This window comes from Neobacillus bataviensis LMG 21833 (assembly GCF_000307875.1).
GTDB lineage: Bacteria > Bacillota > Bacilli > Bacillales > Cytobacillaceae > Neobacillus > Neobacillus bataviensis.
In genome coordinates, this window is the sequence record NZ_AJLS01000126.1 from 41,074 (window position 1) to 62,146 (window position 21,073).

Annotated in this window: 18 protein-coding genes; 7 read left to right on the forward strand and 11 right to left on the reverse strand. The window is 39.2% G+C overall.

Features of this window, described 5'->3' with window-relative positions:
• Positions 1-171: 171 nt before the first annotated feature.
• Positions 172-648, forward strand: coding sequence for a hypothetical protein (locus tag BABA_RS18205; RefSeq protein ID WP_007086697.1), 477 nt, complete (start codon positions 172-174; stop codon positions 646-648).
• 44 nt (positions 649-692) lie between these two features.
• Here the strand turns inward: BABA_RS18205 and ltaS are convergent, their stop codons facing one another.
• Positions 693-2,648: a lipoteichoic acid synthase gene (ltaS, locus tag BABA_RS18210; RefSeq protein WP_007086698.1), complete on the reverse strand. Its 1,956-nt coding sequence runs from the start codon at positions 2,646-2,648 to the stop codon at positions 693-695.
• A gap of 404 nt (positions 2,649-3,052) precedes the next feature.
• On the opposite strand from ltaS, the gene BABA_RS18215 reads away from it, so the two are divergent.
• Positions 3,053-3,238: a hypothetical protein gene (locus BABA_RS18215; RefSeq protein WP_007086699.1), complete on the forward strand. Its 186-nt coding sequence runs from the start codon at positions 3,053-3,055 to the stop codon at positions 3,236-3,238.
• A gap of 95 nt (positions 3,239-3,333) precedes the next feature.
• Here BABA_RS18215 and BABA_RS27720 read toward each other — a convergent pair whose 3' ends face one another.
• From BABA_RS27720 to BABA_RS18230, 3 genes are all read right to left on the reverse strand, one after another.
• Positions 3,334-3,495 carry a hypothetical protein gene (locus tag BABA_RS27720; RefSeq protein ID WP_040346874.1) on the reverse strand — a complete coding sequence of 54 codons (162 nt, stop codon included), beginning with the start codon at positions 3,493-3,495 and terminating at the stop codon, positions 3,334-3,336.
• A gap of 44 nt (positions 3,496-3,539) precedes the next feature.
• Positions 3,540-4,841, reverse strand: coding sequence for an MFS transporter (locus tag BABA_RS18225; RefSeq protein WP_007086700.1), 1,302 nt, complete (start codon positions 4,839-4,841; stop codon positions 3,540-3,542).
• Between the two features lie 225 nt (positions 4,842-5,066).
• Positions 5,067-6,569: a NarK/NasA family nitrate transporter gene (locus BABA_RS18230; protein ID WP_007086701.1), complete on the reverse strand. Its 1,503-nt coding sequence runs from the start codon at positions 6,567-6,569 to the stop codon at positions 5,067-5,069.
• Between the two features lie 277 nt (positions 6,570-6,846).
• Here BABA_RS18230 and BABA_RS18235 point away from each other — a divergent pair, with 277 nt between their 5' ends.
• Both BABA_RS18235 and BABA_RS18240 read left to right on the forward strand, forming a co-directional pair.
• The gene (locus BABA_RS18235; protein ID WP_007086702.1) at positions 6,847-8,184 is read left to right on the forward strand and encodes a TrkH family potassium uptake protein; all 1,338 of its coding nucleotides are present in this window, start codon (positions 6,847-6,849) and stop codon (positions 8,182-8,184) included.
• Positions 8,185-8,213: 29 nt separating this feature from the next.
• A complete protein-coding gene (locus tag BABA_RS18240; protein WP_007086703.1) occupies positions 8,214-8,867 on the forward strand; it encodes a potassium channel family protein in 654 nt (217 codons plus the stop codon).
• A gap of 57 nt (positions 8,868-8,924) precedes the next feature.
• Here BABA_RS18240 and fdhF read toward each other — a convergent pair whose 3' ends face one another.
• Positions 8,925-10,985: a formate dehydrogenase subunit alpha gene (gene fdhF, locus BABA_RS18245; RefSeq protein ID WP_268870169.1), complete on the reverse strand. Its 2,061-nt coding sequence runs from the start codon at positions 10,983-10,985 to the stop codon at positions 8,925-8,927.
• A gap of 133 nt (positions 10,986-11,118) precedes the next feature.
• Positions 11,119-13,269, reverse strand: coding sequence for a PAS domain S-box protein (locus tag BABA_RS18255; protein ID WP_007086706.1), 2,151 nt, complete (start codon positions 13,267-13,269; stop codon positions 11,119-11,121).
• A 258-nt stretch (positions 13,270-13,527) separates the two neighbouring features.
• Here BABA_RS18255 and yhfH point away from each other — a divergent pair, with 258 nt between their 5' ends.
• Complete coding sequence (yhfH, locus tag BABA_RS26710) at positions 13,528-13,665, forward strand: protein YhfH (protein WP_007086707.1); 138 nt, start codon at positions 13,528-13,530, stop codon at positions 13,663-13,665.
• Positions 13,666-13,792: 127 nt separating this feature from the next.
• Positions 13,793-13,978, forward strand: a complete 186-nt coding sequence (locus BABA_RS18260; RefSeq protein WP_007086708.1) for a hypothetical protein — start codon at positions 13,793-13,795, stop codon at positions 13,976-13,978.
• A gap of 57 nt (positions 13,979-14,035) precedes the next feature.
• Here the strand turns inward: BABA_RS18260 and BABA_RS28325 are convergent, their stop codons facing one another.
• Entirely contained in the window at positions 14,036-14,221 is a 186-nt protein-coding gene (locus tag BABA_RS28325) for a cold-inducible protein YdjO-related protein (RefSeq protein WP_083865439.1), read from the reverse strand.
• An 85-nt stretch (positions 14,222-14,306) separates the two neighbouring features.
• On the opposite strand from BABA_RS28325, the gene BABA_RS27725 reads away from it, so the two are divergent.
• A complete protein-coding gene (locus BABA_RS27725) occupies positions 14,307-14,444 on the forward strand; it encodes a hypothetical protein (RefSeq protein ID WP_007086709.1) in 138 nt (45 codons plus the stop codon).
• A gap of 29 nt (positions 14,445-14,473) precedes the next feature.
• Here BABA_RS27725 and narI read toward each other — a convergent pair whose 3' ends face one another.
• The 4 genes from narI to BABA_RS18285 are packed head-to-tail and all read right to left on the reverse strand — an operon-like array spanning position 14,474 to position 20,942.
• Complete coding sequence (gene narI, locus BABA_RS18270) at positions 14,474-15,202, reverse strand: respiratory nitrate reductase subunit gamma (protein ID WP_007086710.1); 729 nt, start codon at positions 15,200-15,202, stop codon at positions 14,474-14,476.
• A gap of 11 nt (positions 15,203-15,213) precedes the next feature.
• A complete protein-coding gene (narJ, locus tag BABA_RS18275; protein ID WP_007086711.1) occupies positions 15,214-15,744 on the reverse strand; it encodes a nitrate reductase molybdenum cofactor assembly chaperone in 531 nt (176 codons plus the stop codon).
• Entirely contained in the window at positions 15,737-17,263 is a 1,527-nt protein-coding gene (gene narH, locus BABA_RS18280; protein WP_007086712.1) for a nitrate reductase subunit beta, read from the reverse strand. The genes narJ and narH overlap by 8 nt, the downstream gene beginning before the upstream one ends.
• A complete protein-coding gene (locus tag BABA_RS18285) occupies positions 17,253-20,942 on the reverse strand; it encodes a nitrate reductase subunit alpha (protein ID WP_007086713.1) in 3,690 nt (1,229 codons plus the stop codon). Before BABA_RS18285 ends, narH begins: the two co-directional genes overlap by 11 nt.
• Positions 20,943-21,073: the final 131 nt, after the last annotated feature.

The following is a 21,073-nucleotide window of genomic DNA, read 5'->3' on the forward strand; positions in this document are numbered from 1 at the left end:
CTTATGAGGACTGGCTCATGAACAATTCAAAAGCCTTCCTTATTTTTCCCTTATAGTGTAATTTTACACCACTTTACAACATATTTTCAATCCTTATCATGAATTAATTTTACCTTTAGGAGAAAAATCTGTATGATTAGAAATTATGTAGTTAAACAAATGGAGGAAACTATGCTTACGTATGATGAAAAATTAGCGATTATTGAATCTTTTAGCGAATTAGAAAGGAAAAATGTTTCACTCGGGCGTGTGAATTTTCAGTTTTCAAACAGTATATCCGATAAAAAAAATATTGTTTACCATTTACACCCAAAAGGCAACGGCTTCGTTTATGCTGGGCACTTGCATAACTATGACACAGATGACAAAGGCATGGTAAATATCCGCGATTTTTCTGCTGATCAGCTGCACCACTTGCTGAAAGAATCGATCCAAGCGCTATCACCGCAAGAAAAAACAATTGTTGAGGAAGCCATAGTTGGCGATTCCGATGGTGAGCGTTGGACAGATGAAGAAAACAATCTTCTCATTCTGGTGAATGAAAACGAATCCTGGAATATTTACTTTGGGTTAAACCTTGATGCTAGCTTCGATACCTACGATGAGGCGGAAGAGTTTTTGAAAGAAGAAGGCTTTAAACGGAATTAAACACAAAAATGACTGTCCCGCTAATAGGACAGTCTCTTTTGTGTTTATTTATTTTCCGATGTTTTGGTTGCCTTCCCCTTAGGTCCCAAATATTCATAGTCATTTGGGTTAATTGGGGTGTATCCATCTGGTTTATAGAAACGTAAAAGATCTTTATAAACAATTTCATCGGACATTTGCAGCTCTGTATTCACTTTTTCTGAAGTTTCCTTACACGCCTCAGGATCTTCCATTAATTCACCGGTAGCATCAGCGTAACATTTATCCTTTATTTGAATGACATCAGATGAAACAAAATCACCATTCCTAAATAAAGCCCAATTACGGTGCTGTGGCGATAATAAATCAGACCCAAACTCCATGTAATCCTTTGTATCTGTTCCTAATAAGTGAAGTACTGTTGGGCGAACGTCTACTTCCCCGCCAACTTGATGCTGTATGCCGCCATTTACACCAGGAACGTGGATAAACAATGGCACACGCTGCAGTTTAGCATTTATGGCCGGAGTGATTTCGTCAACCCCTAAAACCTTTGCCATTGCTTCGTTATGGTTTTCGGAAATACCGTAGTGGTCACCATACATGACAATCACTGTATTATCATACATACCGTTTGCTTTTAGGTCATTAAAAAACTGTTCGAATGCCTGATCCATATAGTGTGCAGATTGGAAATATTGATTCACAACTGTATCACCATAATCACCTGCAGGGAAATCAGTATCATCTGGATCCATTTCAAACGGGAAATGGTTTGACAATGAAATAAACTTGGTATAGAACGGTTGCTTTAAGCTTTCAAGCAACGGAATCGATTCTTTAAAGAATGGTTTATCTTTCATCCCATAGTTTTTCGTATTTTCGTCTGTCATGTTATAGTATTCCGCATCAAAAAACTGATCGTATCCGAATGCTTTATAGATTACATTTCGATTCCAGAATGTTTTATAGTTACCATGTAATACTGCCGAGCTGTAGCCTTGGCCTTTAAGTATAGATGGCATTGCTTGATACGTATTTTGTGCTTTGTTAACAAATACTGCACCTTGTGCCATTGGATATAAGGAGTTTTCCATTAAAAACTCGGCATCAGATGTTTTACCCTGACCTGTTTGATGATAAAAGTTATCAAAATAAAAGGTACTGCCATCATGTGCCAATGAATTTAAAAATGGTGTGACCTCCTGTCCGTCAGGCATTTTATAATCAATCATAAATGTTTGGAATGATTCCATTGAAATATAAAGGACGTTCATTCCTTTTGCTTTACCAAAGAAATCCGGATTTGGCGCTGCATAGTTTGCCTTGCGATAGTTCTCTACATCCGTAATATCGCTGCTATCTGCTAATGCACGCTGACTAGATGACTTTACGTTTTGAATAACATCATAAATCGTAAAATTGTATGCTCCTAGGTATTTGACCAAGTAATTTCTATCAAATGAACGTGACAATAACTGCGGACGATCCTTCTCAGCCAATCCTAAATTAAACAAAAAAGTAGTAATGGCAAACAAAAGCACAATTTTAAATGACTTTCTGTTTGTTACCGTAACTGTCTTAAATACAGTTAATGCTAGAGCAATTAAAATAAAAAAATCAGTAAAGTAAAAAATATCGAATGGGGACATTAACGAAAGGGCGCTGTCTCCCAATTGTCCTGCATTTGTCTTTGTCTGCATTAAAACAGGCACTGTAATAAAGTCATTAAAAAAACGATAATAGGCAATATTCGCGTACAACAAGAAAGATAATAGGAAATTGGTAATAAGCATGACAAGCTTCGTACGCTTTTTAAAGAGCAGTGCCAATCCAAAAAAGAAAAGCGCTGAACTCAACGGGTTTATCAATAACAAAAATTTCTGCAGGTTATTATCAATTCCAAGATTAAATTCAATTTGATATGCCGCATAGGTTTTGAACCAGAATAATACTACGGCAATTGCGAAGAATGAAATATGACTATTGTTGAATTTTTTAGGTAGTCTAATTTTATTCATGTCTAACTTCTCCTCTCACTTACCAATTAAGCTCCGGTAAACGAACCTAAATTACTATATCACATTTTCTTTAGAAATAAAAACATAAATGTTGTTTTCAATAACCGAAAACATTCCCTTTATTTGTATGATTGTTGTTTGTGGGACATGACTGTTTCATTCCTCATTTATATAAGACGAATAAGAAAAAAAATAGTTTCATATTTTTTATTTACCACTTCAGAGTCAATTTCCAACTAAATCCAAATTAGAGAAATAACATTTCCACCTACTATATACTTGAAACATAGATGGTGCAATATGAATTTTGACTTATCTTTTGAAATCCTTCCTGAATAATTTAATCATGATTGGAAAGCATAACCGCAAAAGACATAAGAATGATATGAAAAGAGGAATCCTATATGCCCCGAATTAGGCCAGAATTTACAAAAAGTCCTTATTTTGTAGATGAACCCGGCAATTGGCATTTGAAGCCAGGTGCTCCAAATGAACTGCAAATTGAATTAGCGAATTATTTGTTGAGCCTTGAAAATATAGACGAACCTGGAACCATAAATGGAGTCCGGATTCAATTTTATGACGACTAGTAACAAGCATATATATAATAGAAGAAAGCGATTACAAACACCCAAACCATTTATATGTAAATAAACATAAATAAAAGGCAGGATAAAATCCTGCCTCACACCATATCTTCGTTCTCTTTATCAATATCGCTAGGCTCTGGCTGTTCTTTTTGTCCCATACTCCCAAGAACCTCTCTATTATAACCTCCAGCATCTTTTCCGGCACCTGGTGCTATATTCGCCATTGGAAGCTGCTCTAATTCTTTCCCTCTTGGCATCATTCCTCACTCCTTTTTTTTATGATACCTAAAGGAAGTGGAAATTATCCAACCTGTTTTGCCAATTGTTTTGCAACTGTTGCTTTTCTTTGATAGAAGAACCAGTTAAGTCCAAAAGCAATAATGTAGAATCCAATAAAGAAGTAGAAAGCAGTTACAGGTGTACCTGTTGTATTAACTGACCATCCGAAAAGCTTCGGAATAAAGAATGAACCATATGCTGCAAATGCTGCTGAAAATCCGATTACTGGAGCAGCTTCTTTAGGAATAAAGATAGTTGGAATCATTTGGAAAGTTGAACCAGAACCAATACCTGATGCCAAGAATAGCACTAAGAAGGCGATTAAGAATCCTGCAAATTGTTTTCCGTTTAAGAAGTATATTACCCCTGCTGCTCCGATTCCCATGATGACCAATACGTAAGCAGTCACTCGTGCACCACCAAGTTTATCAGCCAACCATCCGCCTACAGGTCTTGCCGCTGCCGCCATCAATGCGCCAAGAAAGGCTAGCGAGATGTGTTCCGGGAACTGTGATCTTAATAAAAGCGGGAATGCCGCAGAATAGCCAATGAATGAACCAAATGTTGCTACATAAAGAGCTGTCATGATCCATGTGTGTTTTCGTTTTACAATAACAAATTGATCTGCAACCGATTGTCTTGCTCCCGGAACATTATCCATTTTAAAGAAGGCTAGCAATGTCATAATCACAATTGGAATAACCCAAATGAAAGCAGCGTTTTGTAACCATACTTCCTGGCCGTTTGCTAAAACTTGTTTGCCGCCAACAAGCGCGAAAGTTCCTGAAGTGATAATTAATGGTGTTACGAATTGTACAACAGATACTCCCATGTTGCCTAAGCCACCGTTAATTCCAAGTGCTGTCCCTTTTTCTTTCTTCGGAAAAAAGAAGCTAATATTGGCTGAAGAAGATGAAAAGTTTCCTCCGCCTAGACCGCAAAGTGCTGCAAGTAATAGCATGATGGAGAATGGAGTGTCAGGATTTTGAACTGCAAAACCAATACCGATTGCCGGAATAGCAAGAACGGCTGTTGAAATCACAGTAAAGGTCTTGCCACCCATAGTTCCAGCAGCGAAAGTATAAACAAAGCGTAAAGTTGCACCAACGAGACCAGGTATGGCCGCAAGTGTAAATAATTGTTCTTCAGTAAAGTGAAAACCTATATCGTTAAGTCTAACAGCAACGACAGACCAAATTTGCCAAACGATAAATGCAAGCATCAAAGATGGTACAGAGATCCAAAGATTCCTCCTTGCATGTTTTTTTCCTTCTGCGTTCCAGAACTTTTCATCTTCCGGATTCCAATAATTAATTCGTGCCATGATTTTTTCCCCCTATATGTTTTTCAAAGTTTTATTTTACTAAGTTGTTGTTGTTGATGATGTTAATATAAACCACATGGTAACATGATTTTAGTGACGTACGTCACAAAAATAGTGAAGGAACTGTGAACACAAATGGATTGTCAAAAAGTCGTAATATTTATAACGATTTCGATTAAATAGCACAAAAAAAGAGACCTCCGATTTGAAGGTCTCTCCTGTCATTTATTCCTTGGAACGCTTATTTTCTTCGTTAAACATTGCCACATAATTTTTTGTTTCCCCTGCATCGTCTTTTATGGCAGTAATGGTTAACCACTCTTTATAAATTTCATTATTTTTCCGTTTGTTCCAAATATACCCTTCCCAAATTCCTTTTGATTTTAGACTATCCCACATTTTTTTATAAAATTCATTATCATGTTCTCCGGATTGCAGGACACTCGGTGTTTTACCGATTACTTCTTCTTTACTATAACCGGTGATTTTTGTAAACGCAGGGTTGATGCTCTGAATGATCCCGTTAATATCTGTCAAACAAATTCCATCTACAGCGTGGTTCACAATCTTAGCGGAAATATCAAGCTTTTCTTGATAGTAAAGCCACACAACGATCACTAAACTTGCCAGCGAGAATTCGGAAAGTGACATAAAACCAATCGCATAATGTCCAGTCCAATTAAACAGAATTGTTAGGATTAACGGCGGGAAAAAGCCGCCTAGGCCACCCATTGCGGCCACAATACCATTAACAATCCCTGCTTGCTTTGAAAAATAAAATGGAACTAACTTAAAAATAGCACCATTTCCAATCCCTGCGAAGAAAGCAACTAGTAAACATCCAAATGAATAAATCGGCAGAGATGGTGTGAATGAAAGCAGGAACCCAGCAAAGGTTAAACTAAAAAATACAGCCATGAGTATTAGAAAAGGGTTTATTTTATCGCCGAGCCACCCCCCTACTGGTCTGAAAAAGGTAGCAAGGGCTATAAAACCAGCAGTACGTAATCCTGCATCCACCTTATCTAATCCAAAGTGATTGACTAAAAAAGAAGGTAAATAAATCGTAAAGGCAACAAAGGAGCCAAATGTGATGAAATAAAATAAACTTAAAAACCAAAGTTTCGGATTTTTATAAACTTCTTTAATTACCTCTTTTGCAGAGTTATTTACTTTGTGTTCTTTTTTATCACCTAAAAGGAAATTTATAATGGCAAATATAAGGACAATGATCAAAAATATTTGAATCGTCGTCCTCCATCCAAAGGAATTAGCTAAAACAGGTGTTGCAAATGATGTAATGGCCGTTCCTATATTACCTGCTCCATAGATTCCATTTATAAAGCCATGTTTTTCTTTTGGATAGTATTTCGGTAATGAGGTAACACCAATTGAAAAGACGGCTCCGCCAATTCCAAGCAAAAATCCTCCTAAAATCAACATAAGGATTGAATTTGCATAGCTAATAAGTGCAATAGGTACTAACAAAATAATAAAACTGATCGTAAATAAAATTCTAGCGCCATACCGATTGGCCCAAAAACCGATTGGTACACGGAGCAATGAACCTAGAATGACGGGTACAGCCGTTGCCCAAGCAATTTGAGTTGACGATAGCGGGATATCCTCCTTAATAAAAGGCATTAATGAAGAAATAAGCACCCAAACCATAAAGCCAGCAACAAGACTTCCCGTTTGAATAATGAGCTGCTTTGTTCCTTGTTTCATTTTCATCCTCCTCGTAATCCCATTCCTTTTACTATACCCTCAGGTTAACCGTTATATATTTACACGGTAAAATCATTACATGGAAAAATTTTCTTAATGTATTATAGAACACTTTTCTTTTTAATTCAGTGAGGTATGACACAAATAAAAAGAATTTATTTACATAAATTAAATGCAGTAGTATATTTTTCCTGTAATAAGTATTTTAACATTATGGCATTTTAAATCTATAGTAGATTTTGTTTGTTAAAAACAAAATAGAATAGGGAGAACATTTATGCATCAGAAAAAGAATTTTCTTGATCCCCCAAAAATCCTTGTCCTTGGTTTTGCCGCTATTATTTTAATAGGATCTATTCTATTAACTCTCCCTGCTTCAACAACGAATGGACAAGGCCTGACATTTTTAAACGCTATTTTTACAGCCACCTCGGCTACATGTGTCACAGGACTTGTTGTAGTGGATACCGGTACTACGTTTACATTATTTGGTCAATTAGTCATCTTGTTTATGATTCAAGTTGGCGGACTTGGGTTTATGACATTCGCTACTTTATTTGCCCTCTTACTAGGAAAAAGGATTTCTTTAAAAGAAAGAATTTTACTTCAAGAATCTTTAAATAACCTTTCGATGGAAGGCGTTGTTCGGCTAGCCCGACGTATTTTAATATTCACGGCGGTTATTGAATTTGCTGGGGCACTCATCTTGTCCATTCGCTTTTCTTTTGAAATGCCGGTAGGTAAAGCAATTTATTACGGGATTTTTCATTCTATATCTAACTTTAATAATGCAGGGTTTGATATTTTCGGTCATTATCAAAGTCTTACAGGATACGTGGGTGATCCAACAGTTGTGTTAACCATTTGTTCATTAATTACAATTGGAGGGATTGGCTTTATCGTTATGAATGAAATTTTTGAATTCCGCAGCTCTAAACGTTTATCCTTACATACCAAAATTGTTTTAATAACAAGTTCGTTACTATTGATTGGCGGGACGATAGGAATCTTTTTATTTGAATTCTCTAATGAAAAAACATTAAAGCCATTATCCTTTTCAGGAAAAGTTTTAGGAGCACTCTTTCAATCTGTAGCCGCAAGAACCGACGGTGCTAATACTTTAAATATTGCCGAAATGAGCCAAACTTCTTTATTATTAATTGTATTTTTAATGTTTGTCGGTGCTTCTCCGGGTTCTACCGGAGGTGGTATTAAAACAACTACATTTACTACATTAGTAGGTGCAATTTGGTCGCAAATCCGTGGAAAGGAAGATGTCATATTTTTCAGGAATAGGGTTGAATATGAAACCATCTATAAGGCCTTAACCGTCTCCTTTAGTGCACTGTTTCTTGTTTTTACCATTACGATGTTATTAACAATTACAGAGCGGGGAACTGATTTTTTAAAGCTTCTATTTGAAGCAACCTCGGCTTTTGGAACTGTAGGCTTATCAATGGACTTATCTCGTGATTTGTCCCCTCTCGGTAAGATGTTAATAACTTTTACGATGTTTGCCGGAAGGGTGGGGCCTTTAACGATTGCCTTTGCCATTACGATGCGCAGAAACCCTGATTCCTTCCGTTATCCTAAAGGAAAAATTATGATAGGGTAGTTTTTTACATCAAGGAGGATTTGGGAACTATGGCTAATCAATATGCTGTTATTGGTTTGGGAAGATTTGGGCTTAGCATTGCCAATAAGTTATATGAATCTGGTCAGGAGGTTCTTGGCGTGGATGTAAATGAAGAACGGGTTGAAGAGTCACATCCATTTGCCACCCATTCCGTTATTGCAGATTCCACTGATGCAGAGGCACTAAAATCAATCGGAATACGTAATTTTGATACAGTGATTGTAGCAATAGGAAATGATATACAAGCCAGTATCCTTACAGTATTACTCTTGAAGGAACTTGGAGTAAAGCAAGTAATTGCCAAGGCGATCAACAAACTCCATGGTCAAGTATTAAAAAAAGTTGGCGCAGATTGGGTTGTGTTTCCTGAGCGGGATATGGGAATCCGCGTTGCCCATCAACTGTTATCACCAAATGTCTTGAATTTCATCGAGATTTCGAAAAATTATAGTGTGGAAGAAGTGAAAATTCCAGATCGGATGATGGAGAAAACTTTACGAGAGCTAGACTTACGGGCCAGGTTTAATCTAAGTGTCATCGCCATACGTCATGACGACGACATCAATATTTCCCCTTCACCAGATGAGAAAATACATTATGGGGATGTATTGGTCGTCATTGGAGAGAATCGAGATCTCGAAAAATTTGCAAATCTACATTAAGATACGAAAAAAACACACCTCTTTAAAAAAGAAGTGTGTTTTTCTTATCAAAACGAATTAGTGAACCTTTGAAATAGCGACCGCACATGCTTTATACTCAGCTGTCCCGGAAATAGGGTCATATTCATTTAATGTTAATACATTTGTCGGTGTTTCACTCCAATGAAAACTCATAAAGACAAGGCCTGGAACCACCTGTTCTGTCACCTTTGCCTTCACCTCAAGCTCCCCTCTTCGGGAACGGACCTGTACTACTTCCCCATTAGTAATTCCTAGTGCCGCTGCATCATCTGGATGGATATCAACCGTTTCTTCTGTTTGTTTCACTTTAACACCCGCTGCATAGTGGCGTGTCTGCGTATGGGTATTATAAGACTCATAGCGCCTTCCTGTTGTTAACGTGAATGGATATTCCGCATCAGGCAATTCTAATGGCTCCGTATAATCCACTGGGACAAATGGTGACTTTTTCACAACCGGCTGGTCGTTATGGAATCGTTCATGCATAATGAATGTTCCCGGATGGTTTTCATCCGGACATGGATAATGGATGCTATATTCCTTTTCAAGCCGCTCGTAAGAAATACCGCCGTACATCTCCCAGGCAAGCTTTCTCACTTCATCCCAAATTTCCTCACTGTTATTATAGTGCATCGGATAGCCCATTAAAGTCGATAGTTCGCAAAGGATTACCCAGTCTTCTTTCGTATTTGGATGGGCATCAACAGCCTTGCGCACAAGTTGAATTCTCCGGTCTGTATTTGTATACGTTCCATCCACCTCACCCCATGAACGGGCCGGCAGGACAACATCAGCCATTTTCGCGGTTTCAGTCATAAAAATATCCTGGACGATTAACAAATCAAGCATTTCAAAAAGCTTTGTTGTATGATTCATATTTACATCAGCAAGGAGCGGGTTTTCTCCTATTATATATAGTGCCTTTAGCTCGCCCATTTCCAATCGATCAAATGTCCGGGTTTGGGTGTCACCGGCTTGCGGATTTAGCTCTACCTTCCATTCCTTTTCATAGCGGGCGCGGAATTCCTCGTTTGCTAAGCTCATCGCTCCCGCTAATTGGTTGGGTAGACATCCCATATCACCTGCGCCTTGGACATTATTTTGCCCCCGAAGCGGCATGATTCCTGTTCCTTCTTTGCCAATATTCCCGGTTAACAAGGCAAGATTGGCAATATCAAATACATTATTTACACCGCAATGATGCTCAGTAATCCCAAGTGTGTATGCGATCATCGAGCCGCTTGAAGTGGCGTACTCCCTTGCGGTGGCTGCAATATCTTCGGCACTTACACCCGTAATCGTTGCTGCATATTCAGGTGTATACAGCTCTACATGTTTTTCTAACCGATCAAAATCAATCGTAAACTGATTGATAAAGGCAGGATCGTATAGACCCTCCTTCAGAATAACATGGATAAATGCATTAATTAATGCGATATCTGAACCGACATTAATTTGTAAATGACGATGGGCCACCTTAACCATGTCTATTTTTCTAGGATCAATGACAATAATTTTCAGTCCTGATTTTACTGCCTTTTTCATGCGATTCGCAATAATTGGATGGGATTCAGTCGTATTTGAACCCATTAAAAGCAATACTTCAGCCTTATCAAAATCTTCAAGTGTATTTGTAGGGAAACCGCTTCCAAAAACAGTTGCCAGACCGGCAACACTAGGAGCGTGTCACGTTCGGTTACAGCCATCAATATTATTACTGTGGATAACCGTTCTCATAAACTTTTGGGTAATAAAATTGGATTCATTCGTGCTTCGTGCGCAAGCAAACATACTGATTGCATTTGAACCCCATTTCGTTTTGATTCCCGTTAATTTTTCGGCAATGAATTCATAGGCCTCTTCCCAAGTTGTTTCAACCAGCTGGCCGGCTTTACGAATAAGCGGTGATGTTAATCTATTTTTGGCATGGACATACTCATAGGCAAATGCACCTTTTACACATGTCTGCCCTTTGTTCACTGTAGCTTCCTTATCGCCGCGGATTTTCATAATTTTATTGTCTTTCACTTCTACGATTAAGCCGCAGCCAGTCCCACAGTATCCGCAGATTGTTTTTACCAAACTTGCTTCACTCACTATTTTCCCTCCCCAAAATAACCTTACAATCTATATAATAATATTAATCTATTTATTACGTTTATAGGCTCCTTTTTATAAAAAATTATGTCTTTTTTTCAAAAAAATAAAAACGAGAGAAAATCTCTCGTTTTTACGCTATTTTTGTAGGTAATAAGATATTGAAGGTTGTTCCTTTATTAGGCTCGCTTTCAACAAATACTTTACCGTTATGACTTTCAATAATTTTAAAGCTCACCATTAATCCCAAACCATTTCCATTGCGCTTCGTGGTGTAAAACGGTTCTCCCAGCTTCTGCAATTTGTCTTTCGGGATTCCGACTCCTGAGTCCTGAATCGAGATTTGCACATTATGATCCTGTATCACTGTTTTAACAAGTAAGTCTCCGCCATTTGGCATGGCTTCAATACCATTTTTAATAAAGTTTAGGAAAACCTGCTTTAAGCGGTTCTCATCACACTCAATTTGAATAATTTCATGATGACAATCAAAGGACAAGCGGACATTCTTCTTTCTCGCTTCAAATTCAAGCAAGGACACAACGTTTTGTATGACCGGAACGACATTCTTTTCCTCTAATTCGACTGCCTTTGGTTTCGCCAACACCATAAAATCCTCAACTATCGTATTAACCCGCTCAATTTCATCAAGAATGATATTTAAAAACTCCATTCGTTCTGGATCTTTTTCATCTAATTGTAAGAATTCCGCATACCCTTTCATCGAGGTAAGCGGGTTGCGAATTTCATGTGCGACACCTGCAGCCAACTGGCCCACGGCTGCGAGCTTATCCTGGCGGTGGAGAACTTCTTCTGTTTTCTTACGTTCCGTTATATCATTACGAATGGCAAGATACTGGTACGGCTTCCCGTGGTCATTTAAAAACGGAACAATCGTCGTATCCACCCAATAAAAGGTTCCATCCTTGGCTTTATTCCTGATTTCCCCTTTCCATACCTTTCCCTCACCAATGGTTTTCCAAAGGTTTTTGAAATAGTCTTTCGAGTGATATCCGGAATTAAGGATATTATGATCTTTACCAATGATTTCTTCGCGGCTGTATTTTGAAATCTCGCAGAATTTTTCGTTTACGTTGGTAATTTTCCCTTTTGCATCAGTAAATGCAACAATTGACGATTGATCAAGAGCAAATTTGATATCTACATTCTCTTTAATGGTTTCCTTTAGGTGCTCTTCTGCTTTTTTTCGATTAGAGATATCCGAGCGAATAGCAATATATTGGACAGGTTTACCTTTTTTATTCAAAAACGGAACGATGGTGGTATCCACCCAATAAAACGAACCGTCCTTCGCTTTATTTCGGATTTCTCCACGCCAGATCTGACCCGATTGAATCGTTTTCCATAAGTGTTGAAAGAATTCTTGAGAATGATACCCTGAGTTTAACATCCTGTGGTTTTTGCCAATAATCTCTTCCTTTTGGTACTTGGAAATCTCCTCAAATTTATCATTTACATAGGCAATAGTTCCATGTCGGTCAGTAATCGCCACAATGGATGATGCATCAAGTGCTGCCTTAATATCTTTTAAATTGGTATCGGTTGCCGCTAATTGTTTACTGATCAACGTACTCGAAATAATTAGTCCGCCAGTGATTAAGACAGAAACAAATAACACCAAAAAAATAAAAAAGGGACTATCTGTGTTCGAGCTTTGAGCCACTTCACTTGTCGTAATAGCTGCTCGTTTTAATAGGAAATGACCTTCAGCAATAGCACCGGATATAATCAGCGCACTGACTGGTTTTAACCAAGACTGATGTCCTTGTGAATAGCTTGATGAAAAAAGAATCCACAAAGAAAATAAAAATGAACCAAAAATGACGAATCCTGAAAAGAGCAGCAGTGATACATTGTACTTAATGCTGACATCCATCGCATATAAACCGATTACCTGAATCGCAATAACTGCTAAGGTTAGAAATAAACTGCCAATAAGTAAATGCGGGAATTTAATTGTTTTTCCAAAAAAGGCCAAAAATGCCATTCCGGTAAAAGCTATACCGATAAAAATAGACAGAATCGTCAGCGGAATATGATAGCTAGCAAGCCGATTTGTATCTGCAGAAATGAGTGCCATAAAATTCATGACCCAAATTCCAATTCCCATTGACAATGAACCGCCAAGGAACAGAAGCCGTTTATTTTGGTTTGATGACCTTATTAAAGTAAACATATCTAATGAAGTATATGATGCCATGATGGTTAATCCAATGGCAATAACGATAAAGTAAGGATGAAACGTCCCTAGTAATGCATTCATTAACAGCATCCCTCCGGGTAACAATGATTCTACTATGATTGTAATGTAAAGTTTGTGCGTATGGAAGCACTATTTCATACGCACTCATAAATTTTTTAAAATAACATGCCAAGAAGCAAATTTGTGATAAAAGACTTATTTTTTAAAAAATTTCAGTTTTCTTTAAAAAAAGTCTACACATTTTTGTTTTTTTTGTTTATACTGTACTATAACAAGAGGGAATAAAATAAACTGTATTACTAAAGGGGGATTTTTAAAATGTTAATGAGTCCAGTTGAATTTTTCCGCAACCTGCCAAAAAAGGAATGTCCAGAATGTGGTCAGCACATTATGGAGGAACAAGCCGAAAGTTACTTAATGGAATGTGATCGCTGCTTATCGAAACGAGAAGAATAACGGCCAAAGCTCTCCGGATTCCGGAGAGCTTTCCTTATGTTTTCAATAAATTTCCGTTTTGGAGATAAATAGGCACGTATAAACCCTTTTTGCAATGCAAACCCTTTATGTAAGGAGATGATGTTGCATGGCTAAAAAGGAAGATTATTTAACACCTGCTGCAAAAGAACCACAAGTGACGATTGAGAATGGATCCATTTTCCCTAATAAAAAGAATGTGGCGGGGGATTCTGTTGATGAGCATAAATATCTTGAAGAAGCAAATACCATTATAAGCGGGGATGAAATTCACCAGCAAAATGAAAATCTTTAAATAGAAAAAATAAAAGACTGTCTACTTACGATGACAGTCTTTGATAGCAGGATTTTTTTATATTTTAGGAAGCTCTCTTATTTCCTGCATCATTTCATTGCCACACATCGGACAAAGCAGGTCATCAGCAACGAAATCCTTTCGCATCCAGCCTATACAGGAATTATCCATACAAGAATAGACTTCAGTATCAACGAGTATGGTTTCAATTTCTTCTTCTTTTGCTCTTCTACCGTAAAAAATGGGAACCGCCTCCTTTTATCCTAGTATGTCCAATTATGGAACATTTCATTTCCAGAATTTCTAATTACTTAGGAGTGTTGAAATCATGGTTGTCAATCACAAGCGCTTTACAAAGGTCGGTACCGACATCGAGGAAGTAAAACGGTTAAACAGTCAATCCGGATTAAGTTATAATGAAGTGAAAAAATTGTTAGCAAAAAATTTTCTCCAAACTAAACAGTAAAAAAACGGAACCAAAGTGGTTCCGTTTTTTTACTCTAGCTTATCTTTCCTTTCAGTAGACATGGCTAAATGGCGTCTTCCAAAAACCGCACGATAGACGATAAATTTGCGGTTTAAATACTCTAATGGCAAACTCCACACATGAACTAATCTTGTAAATGGCCAAATTCCAAAAAGTAACAGGGCTGATACAACATGGATTTGGAATCCAACCGGTATTCCAATCATGAGACTAGGTGTTGGATTTAAGGAAAGGATACTGCGAAACCACGGACTAATTGTTTCCCTATACTCGAAGGCGATCCCCCTGCCTGTAATCCAAACCGTGTTAAAAAAGCCGGTAATAATAATCAGGGTGAGCAGTACAAGCACAAGAATGTCACGAAAAGTACTATGAATATAGATGCGTTTGACTGTAAACCTGCGCACCATTAATAACAAAACCCCAATGATTGTAGCAACTCCCGCTAAACCACCAATCCAAACAGCACCAAAATGATACATATGATCGGTAATCCCCACAGCATCATAAAAGGCTTTTGGGATTAGGATTCCAGCCACATGGCCAAAAAACACAAAAATGATCCCGTAGTGAAATAAAATACTCGCCCACTTTAATTGCTTTTTTTCAAGAAACTCACTCGATTTAGCTGACCAGCCAAATTGGTCAACGTTATAGCGATATATATGTCCGACTACGAACATCGTCAGCATGATATAGGGAAAAGACACCCAGAAAAAGTTTTGAAAAAACGTCATTTTTCTACCCCCTACGAAGCCTTTTGTTTTCCAAGGATATTTTCAATTGTTTCCACGCATGCCTGCAGAAGCATTTGATAAGGACTATCCTTTAAGGATAATTCTTTTAACAATCGATCAATCGATTTTCGATGAATCTGCAGCATTTTCCGGGCAGATTCGATAGGAGCAATGGAACAAAACTCGAGAATTAATGGTAGGTAATCCGGAAGTTCATCACTTTCTAACGGGTAACCAGCTTCAAAATACTCATTTTTTAATTTTACCAGTGCTTTTCCGCGGTCAGGGTTCTCTCCGAAAATCGGATAGGTCAAATAAAGTGTTGTTTTATCACTAAAATCAAAGGTTTGTGCATATTGCTGACAGAGCTCCAAAAACGAAATGGATTGAAGATGATTAAAAAATTGCCTATAGAGCATTTTTACTAGTTGGTTTTCAATAGAGGCAATTTCATTTTTCAATTCTTCACCTGTTAGCCATTCTTCTTCCGGATGCTGCAGCAGTGCAGAGGCCAACCGAAAAATATGTTCATATTCACCCATTCATCTCACCCCAATAATCGTCCCCAACCTTATAGTCTTCAGGCATACCTGGTGTGGTGGAACATCCTGAACATGCTTCCATGAAATCAAATCCACCAGTTCCCTGCCCTAAGTACTGATTTGCGGCATCTTCACGATGGGATTTTGGAATGACATAGCGGTCATCATATTTGGCAATTGCCGCAAGCTGGTACATTTCATGCATCGTTTCCTCTGTCATCCCAATGGCATCAAGAATGCTTTTTTCGGGCTTTTGCCCAAGATTTAGAGATCTCATATAGCTGCGCATCGCTACCATTTTCTTTAATACCTTACGAATGACCTCAGTATCTCCGGCGCTTAGCATGTTTGCCAAATATTCAACCGGAATCCTAAGCTGGTCAATTTGCGGGAAAATGACATGCGGATTTACTCCATCTAATCCACCATCAAAAGCACTCATAACCGGGCTAAGCGGCGGAATATACCATACCATCGGCAGTGTTCGATATTCCGGGTGAAGCGGCAGGGCAATTCGTTGTTCCACAGCAAGCTTATAAACCGGAGACCTTTGTGCTGCCTCAATCCAATCTTCTTGATATCCCGCTTTCCTCGCCTCTTCAATCACTTTAGGGTCATGCGGGTCTAAAAATATACCTAGGTGGGCCTCATATAAATCTTTTTCATTTGTAACCGATGCAGCAGCTTCCACTTTATCCAAATCATAAAAGACAATTCCTAAATAGCGGAGTCTGCCGACACACGTCTCTGAACATACCGTTGGAAGTCCTGCTTCTATCCTTGGAAAACAAAAGGTGCATTTTTCAGCCTTATGGGTTTTCCAGTTAAAATAAACCTTTTTATAGGGACAGCCTGTTGTACAATACCGCCAGCTGCGGCAGGCATCCTGATCCACTAGCACAATGCCATCCTCTTCCCGTTTATAAATGGCCCCGGATGGGCAGGATGCCACACAGGTTGGGTTGACGCAATGCTCACAAATCCTTGGTAAATACATCATAAAGGTTTGTTCATACTCAAATTTGACTCTTTCTTCTATCCCATTTATATTCGGATCATCTTTCCCTGTTTGATAAACACCAGCGAGGTCATCCTCCCAGTTAGGTCCCCATTTTATATCCATATATTCTCCGGTGACCTGTGATTTGGGACGTGCTACAGGCTGATGTTCTTTTTCCGGGCTATTTGTTAAATTTTCATAATCATATGTCCATGGTTCATAGTAATCATCTAATTGGGCTAAATCTGGGTTATGAAAGATATTTAATAGTTTGGAAACTCTACCTCCGGCCTTTAATTCGAGTTTCCCATTCTTCAATACCCAGCCGCCTTTATATTTCTCTTGATTCTCCCATTCTTTCGGATAACCAACACCGGGCTTAGTTTCAACATTGTTCCACCACATATATTCCGCACCAGGACGGTTTGTCCATGTATTGTTACAAGTGATACTGCATGTATGGCAGCCTATACATTTATCGAGATTCATAACCATCCCAAATTGTGCTTTAATTCTCAAGCCAGTCCACCTCTTCCCTATCAAGTCTGCTTATGATTACTCTTTCATCGCGCTGACTTCCGCACGGTCCATAATAATTAAATCCAAAACTTAGCTGTGCATATCCGCCAATCACATGGGTTGGTTTCATCTGCAGCCTTGTTGGGCTGTTGAAGGTTCCGCCGCGTTCCTTTGTAATCGGTGATCCTGGAACATTAATATGCCGTTCTTGTACGTGATACATAAAAGCTACGCCCCTTGGAAGTCTGTGCGTAACGACTGCCCTTGCCACAACTACCCCGTTTCGGTTATACATTTGCAGCCAGTCGTTGTCTGCAATTCCAACTTCCTTGGCGTCATCGAGGTTCATCCATACATGCGGTCCCCCTCTGAATAACGTTAACATTGGTAAAATATCTCCATAGGTACTATGGAATGACCACTTAAAATGCGGTGTTAAATATCGTAAATTTATTTCCTTCCCCATATTGATCGGCTTCCGATCCTTTGTTTGGAACGCCGCCTTTCTTAGCGGTGCCTTAAAGACCGGAAATTCCTCGCCAAATTCAATCATGGTTTCATGATCCAAATAAAAATGCTGCCTCCCTGTCAAGGTTCGCCACGGGATTAACCGTTCAACATTTGTGGTGAAAGGAGAGTACCTGCGCCCCCCTGTCTCTGTTCCGCTAAAAACGGGTGTAGAGATGACTTGGCGCGGTTGAGCAGTAATATCATTGAAGGACATGTGCTCCTCTGCCCTTTCCTCTGCTAAATCTTTCAACTTTTGACCTGTTTTCTTTTCCAGCGCCTCCCACGCTTTCATCGCAAGCGAACCGTTTGTAGCACTTGATAACGAAAGAATGGCTTCTGAAGCATCTCTTGCCGTATAAAGGCTTGGGCAATCCTTATAGGCGGTTTTATTGGCTGTTCCTAGAATTTTCTTCAATTTTTCATATTCTTCCTTGGCATTCCAGCCAATTCCTTTGGCACCAATTTGCTCCTTTATAACCGGCCCAAGAGAAATAAACTTTTCATATATCTTTGAATAATCTCTTTCCACTACATGCAGACGTGGGAAATTTTGCCCAGGTATTGGTTCGTATTCGCCATTTTGCCAATCAGGTATTTTTCCAAAAGCACATGCCTCGGAAATTTCATCACGCGAATCATGAAGCATTGGGGTGGCCACGATATCTTGAACTGGCTCGCTAAAATAGCGTTCAGCCATGGAAGAGAATTTCTTTGCCAATCCTCTAAAAGTATCCCAATCCGATTTTGACTCCCAAGGAGGGGCAATAGCCGGGTTAAAGGGATGGATGAAAGGATGCATGTCCGTACTGCTAATATCATATTTTTCGTACCAAGTTGCCGCCGGCAGAATGATATCTGAGTACAGACCCGTTCCAGCCATCCGGAAATCAATATTAACCATTAAATCGAGTTTCCCCTCAACAGACGGCGCATCCCATTCAATTTGTTCTGTTTTCAATTCCGTATTTTGTTCACTTAAATTGCCATGATGAGTTCCCAGCATATATTTAAGGAAATATTCATGCCCTTTGGAGGAACTGCCGATTAAATTCCCTCTCCAGACAAACATCACTTTTGGAAATGCTTTTGGATCTTCGGGATTTTGAATGGCAAATTTTGTTTTTCCTTGTTTCACATCATCTACGATAGATTTGACTATCTGATCCTTCTCCGAAGCCTTTAATCCATTTGACAGATTAAGTGGATTTTTATCAAACTGTGGATAGGATGGCGTCCACCCAAGTCTTGTTCCTAAATAATAATAGTCTCCCGAATGTTTGTACCTTGGTTCACTAATAAGCGGTGAAATCTGATCCTCAACAGATTGGTCATCGTATTTCCATTGCTCTGTAACAAAATAAAAGAACGGTGTTGCCGCATGAAGCCTTGGAGGCCCTCCCCAATCGCGTGCCATCGCCAGTGTCTGCCAGCCTTCTAGCGGACGTACTTTTTCCTGACCAACATAATGGGCCCAGCCGCCGCCATTAACACCTTGGGATCCAGTTAAAAGAACCAAATTTAAAACAGTTCGGTAGGTAGCATCCGCATGGTACCATTGGTTAATGCCCGATCCCATGACAATCATCGAACGACCTTTGGAGTCAATGGCGTTTTGTGCAAACTCTCTAGCAATCTGTGCCGCAAGCTTCCCATCAACACCTGTCAAACCTTCCTGCCATGCTGGAGTATACGGTTTAGGATCATCATAGTCTTTAGGAAAATCGCCTTGAAGTCCATTTCTTGATACTCCGAATTTTGATAGCATCAAATCAAAAACAGTCGTCACATAAGCGGTCTCTCCATTTATTTGAATCTCCTTCACGGGAACCTCGCGTTTAAAGGTTCCTCTTTGCTCCACCTCAAAATGAGGAAATTCCACTTGGACTACTTTATCTTCATTTCCTAAAAGTGTTAATAACGGCTGAAGATTGGTAAGATCTTGTTCTGTATCATTTAAATGGAGATTCCACTGTCCTTTATCTTCCCATCTATGTCCAATCGTTCCGTTCGGAAAAGCCGGTTTGTTCGTTTCTTGATCCCAGACTACTGTTTTCCACTCCCCATTTGCAATCTGAGCATCCAGTTCACTTGCTCTTAAAAAAGTACTGGATACAAAATGATCCCCATGGGTTTTTAATTTGACAAGGTACGGCAGATCAGTAAATTTTTTCGTATAATCATAGAAATATTCTGTTTCTTGATCCACATAGAATTCTTTTAGAATGACGTGGGTCATTGCCATCCCAAGTGCGCCGTCCATACCTGCCTGAACATTTAGCCAATTATCCGCAAATTTAACATACTCCGCATAATCCGGGCTTACCGCCACCACCTTTGTTCCGCGGTATCTTGCTTCCACCATGAAATGGGCATCAGGTGTCCGTGTCTGTGGAATATTAGAGCCCCATATTAGTAGATAGGATGAATTAAACCAATCAGAGCTTTCCGGTACATCCGTTTGTTCTCCCCAAACCTGCGGCGATGCAGGCGGAAGGTCTGCGTACCAGTCATAAAAACTTAGCAGTGAAGCGCCAATAAGCGATAAGAACCGCCCGCCCCCCGCATAGCTGACCATCGACATAGCCGGAATCGGTGAAAATCCAAAAATTCGATCCGGGCCAAATTCTTGTATTGAATAAATTAGGGCGGCACAGATTAATTCATTTACCTCGTCCCATGATGCGCGGACAAGTCCGCCTTTTCCCCTCGACTGCTTATATCTCTTCGATTTTTCAGGATTTGTGGCTATTTCCTTCCATGCAGAAACAGGGTCACCTGCTTTTGCCAATTCCTCACGCCACATCTTTAATAGACTGCCACGGACATATGGATACCGAACGCGTAAGGGACTATAAATATACCAAGAAAAACTAGCACCCCTCGGGCATCCTCGAGGCTCATATTCAGGCATATTTGGACCTGTTGAAGGATAATCCGTTTGTTGGGTTTCCCATGCGATAATCCCATCCTTGACATGTACCTTCCAGCTGCATGAGCCGGTGCAATTCACCCCATGTGTGGTACGAACGGTTTTATCGTGCTGCCATCTTCTGCGATAAATTTTTTCAGAATCTCTGCACATAGGAGACAGGACGGCATGGTCAGCGATATCCTTTGACTGCCCGAAAAATTTTAACTTTTTCATTAGCGGCGCTCTTTTTCGCTCCACATTCTTCACCTTCCCATGACATTTTTATCTAGTAAGCTTCCCAATAACTAGCAATGTATACCGTTGTTTTCCGTTCCCTAGTTTTAAAAAAAATGGGTTTTGGACATGACTTGGATAGTAAAACTATTAGA

Excerpts from the sequence above, each read along its gene's own strand:
- BABA_RS18235 (WP_007086702.1), top strand. The coding sequence starts at position 6,847 with ATGCATCAGAAAAAGAATTTTCTTGATCCCCCAAAAATCCTTGTCCTT.
- yhfH (WP_007086707.1), top strand. The coding sequence starts at position 13,528 with ATGTTAATGAGTCCAGTTGAATTTTTCCGCAACCTGCCAAAAAAGGAA.
- BABA_RS27720 (WP_040346874.1), bottom strand. The coding sequence starts at position 3,495 with ATGCCAAGAGGGAAAGAATTAGAGCAGCTTCCAATGGCGAATATAGCA.
- BABA_RS18230 (WP_007086701.1), bottom strand. The coding sequence starts at position 6,569 with ATGAAACAAGGAACAAAGCAGCTCATTATTCAAACGGGAAGTCTTGTT.
- BABA_RS27725 (WP_007086709.1), top strand. The coding sequence starts at position 14,307 with ATGGTTGTCAATCACAAGCGCTTTACAAAGGTCGGTACCGACATCGAG.
- BABA_RS18225 (WP_007086700.1), bottom strand. The coding sequence starts at position 4,841 with ATGGCACGAATTAATTATTGGAATCCGGAAGATGAAAAGTTCTGGAAC.
- BABA_RS18240 (WP_007086703.1), top strand. The coding sequence starts at position 8,214 with ATGGCTAATCAATATGCTGTTATTGGTTTGGGAAGATTTGGGCTTAGC.
- ltaS (WP_007086698.1), bottom strand. The coding sequence starts at position 2,648 with ATGAATAAAATTAGACTACCTAAAAAATTCAACAATAGTCATATTTCA.
- BABA_RS18260 (WP_007086708.1), top strand. The coding sequence starts at position 13,793 with ATGGCTAAAAAGGAAGATTATTTAACACCTGCTGCAAAAGAACCACAA.
- narI (WP_007086710.1), bottom strand. The coding sequence starts at position 15,202 with ATGACGTTTTTTCAAAACTTTTTCTGGGTGTCTTTTCCCTATATCATG.
- BABA_RS18255 (WP_007086706.1), bottom strand. The coding sequence starts at position 13,269 with ATGAATGCATTACTAGGGACGTTTCATCCTTACTTTATCGTTATTGCC.
- BABA_RS18205 (WP_007086697.1), top strand. The coding sequence starts at position 172 with ATGCTTACGTATGATGAAAAATTAGCGATTATTGAATCTTTTAGCGAA.
- BABA_RS18215 (WP_007086699.1), top strand. The coding sequence starts at position 3,053 with ATGCCCCGAATTAGGCCAGAATTTACAAAAAGTCCTTATTTTGTAGAT.
- narJ (WP_007086711.1), bottom strand. The coding sequence starts at position 15,744 with ATGGGTGAATATGAACATATTTTTCGGTTGGCCTCTGCACTGCTGCAG.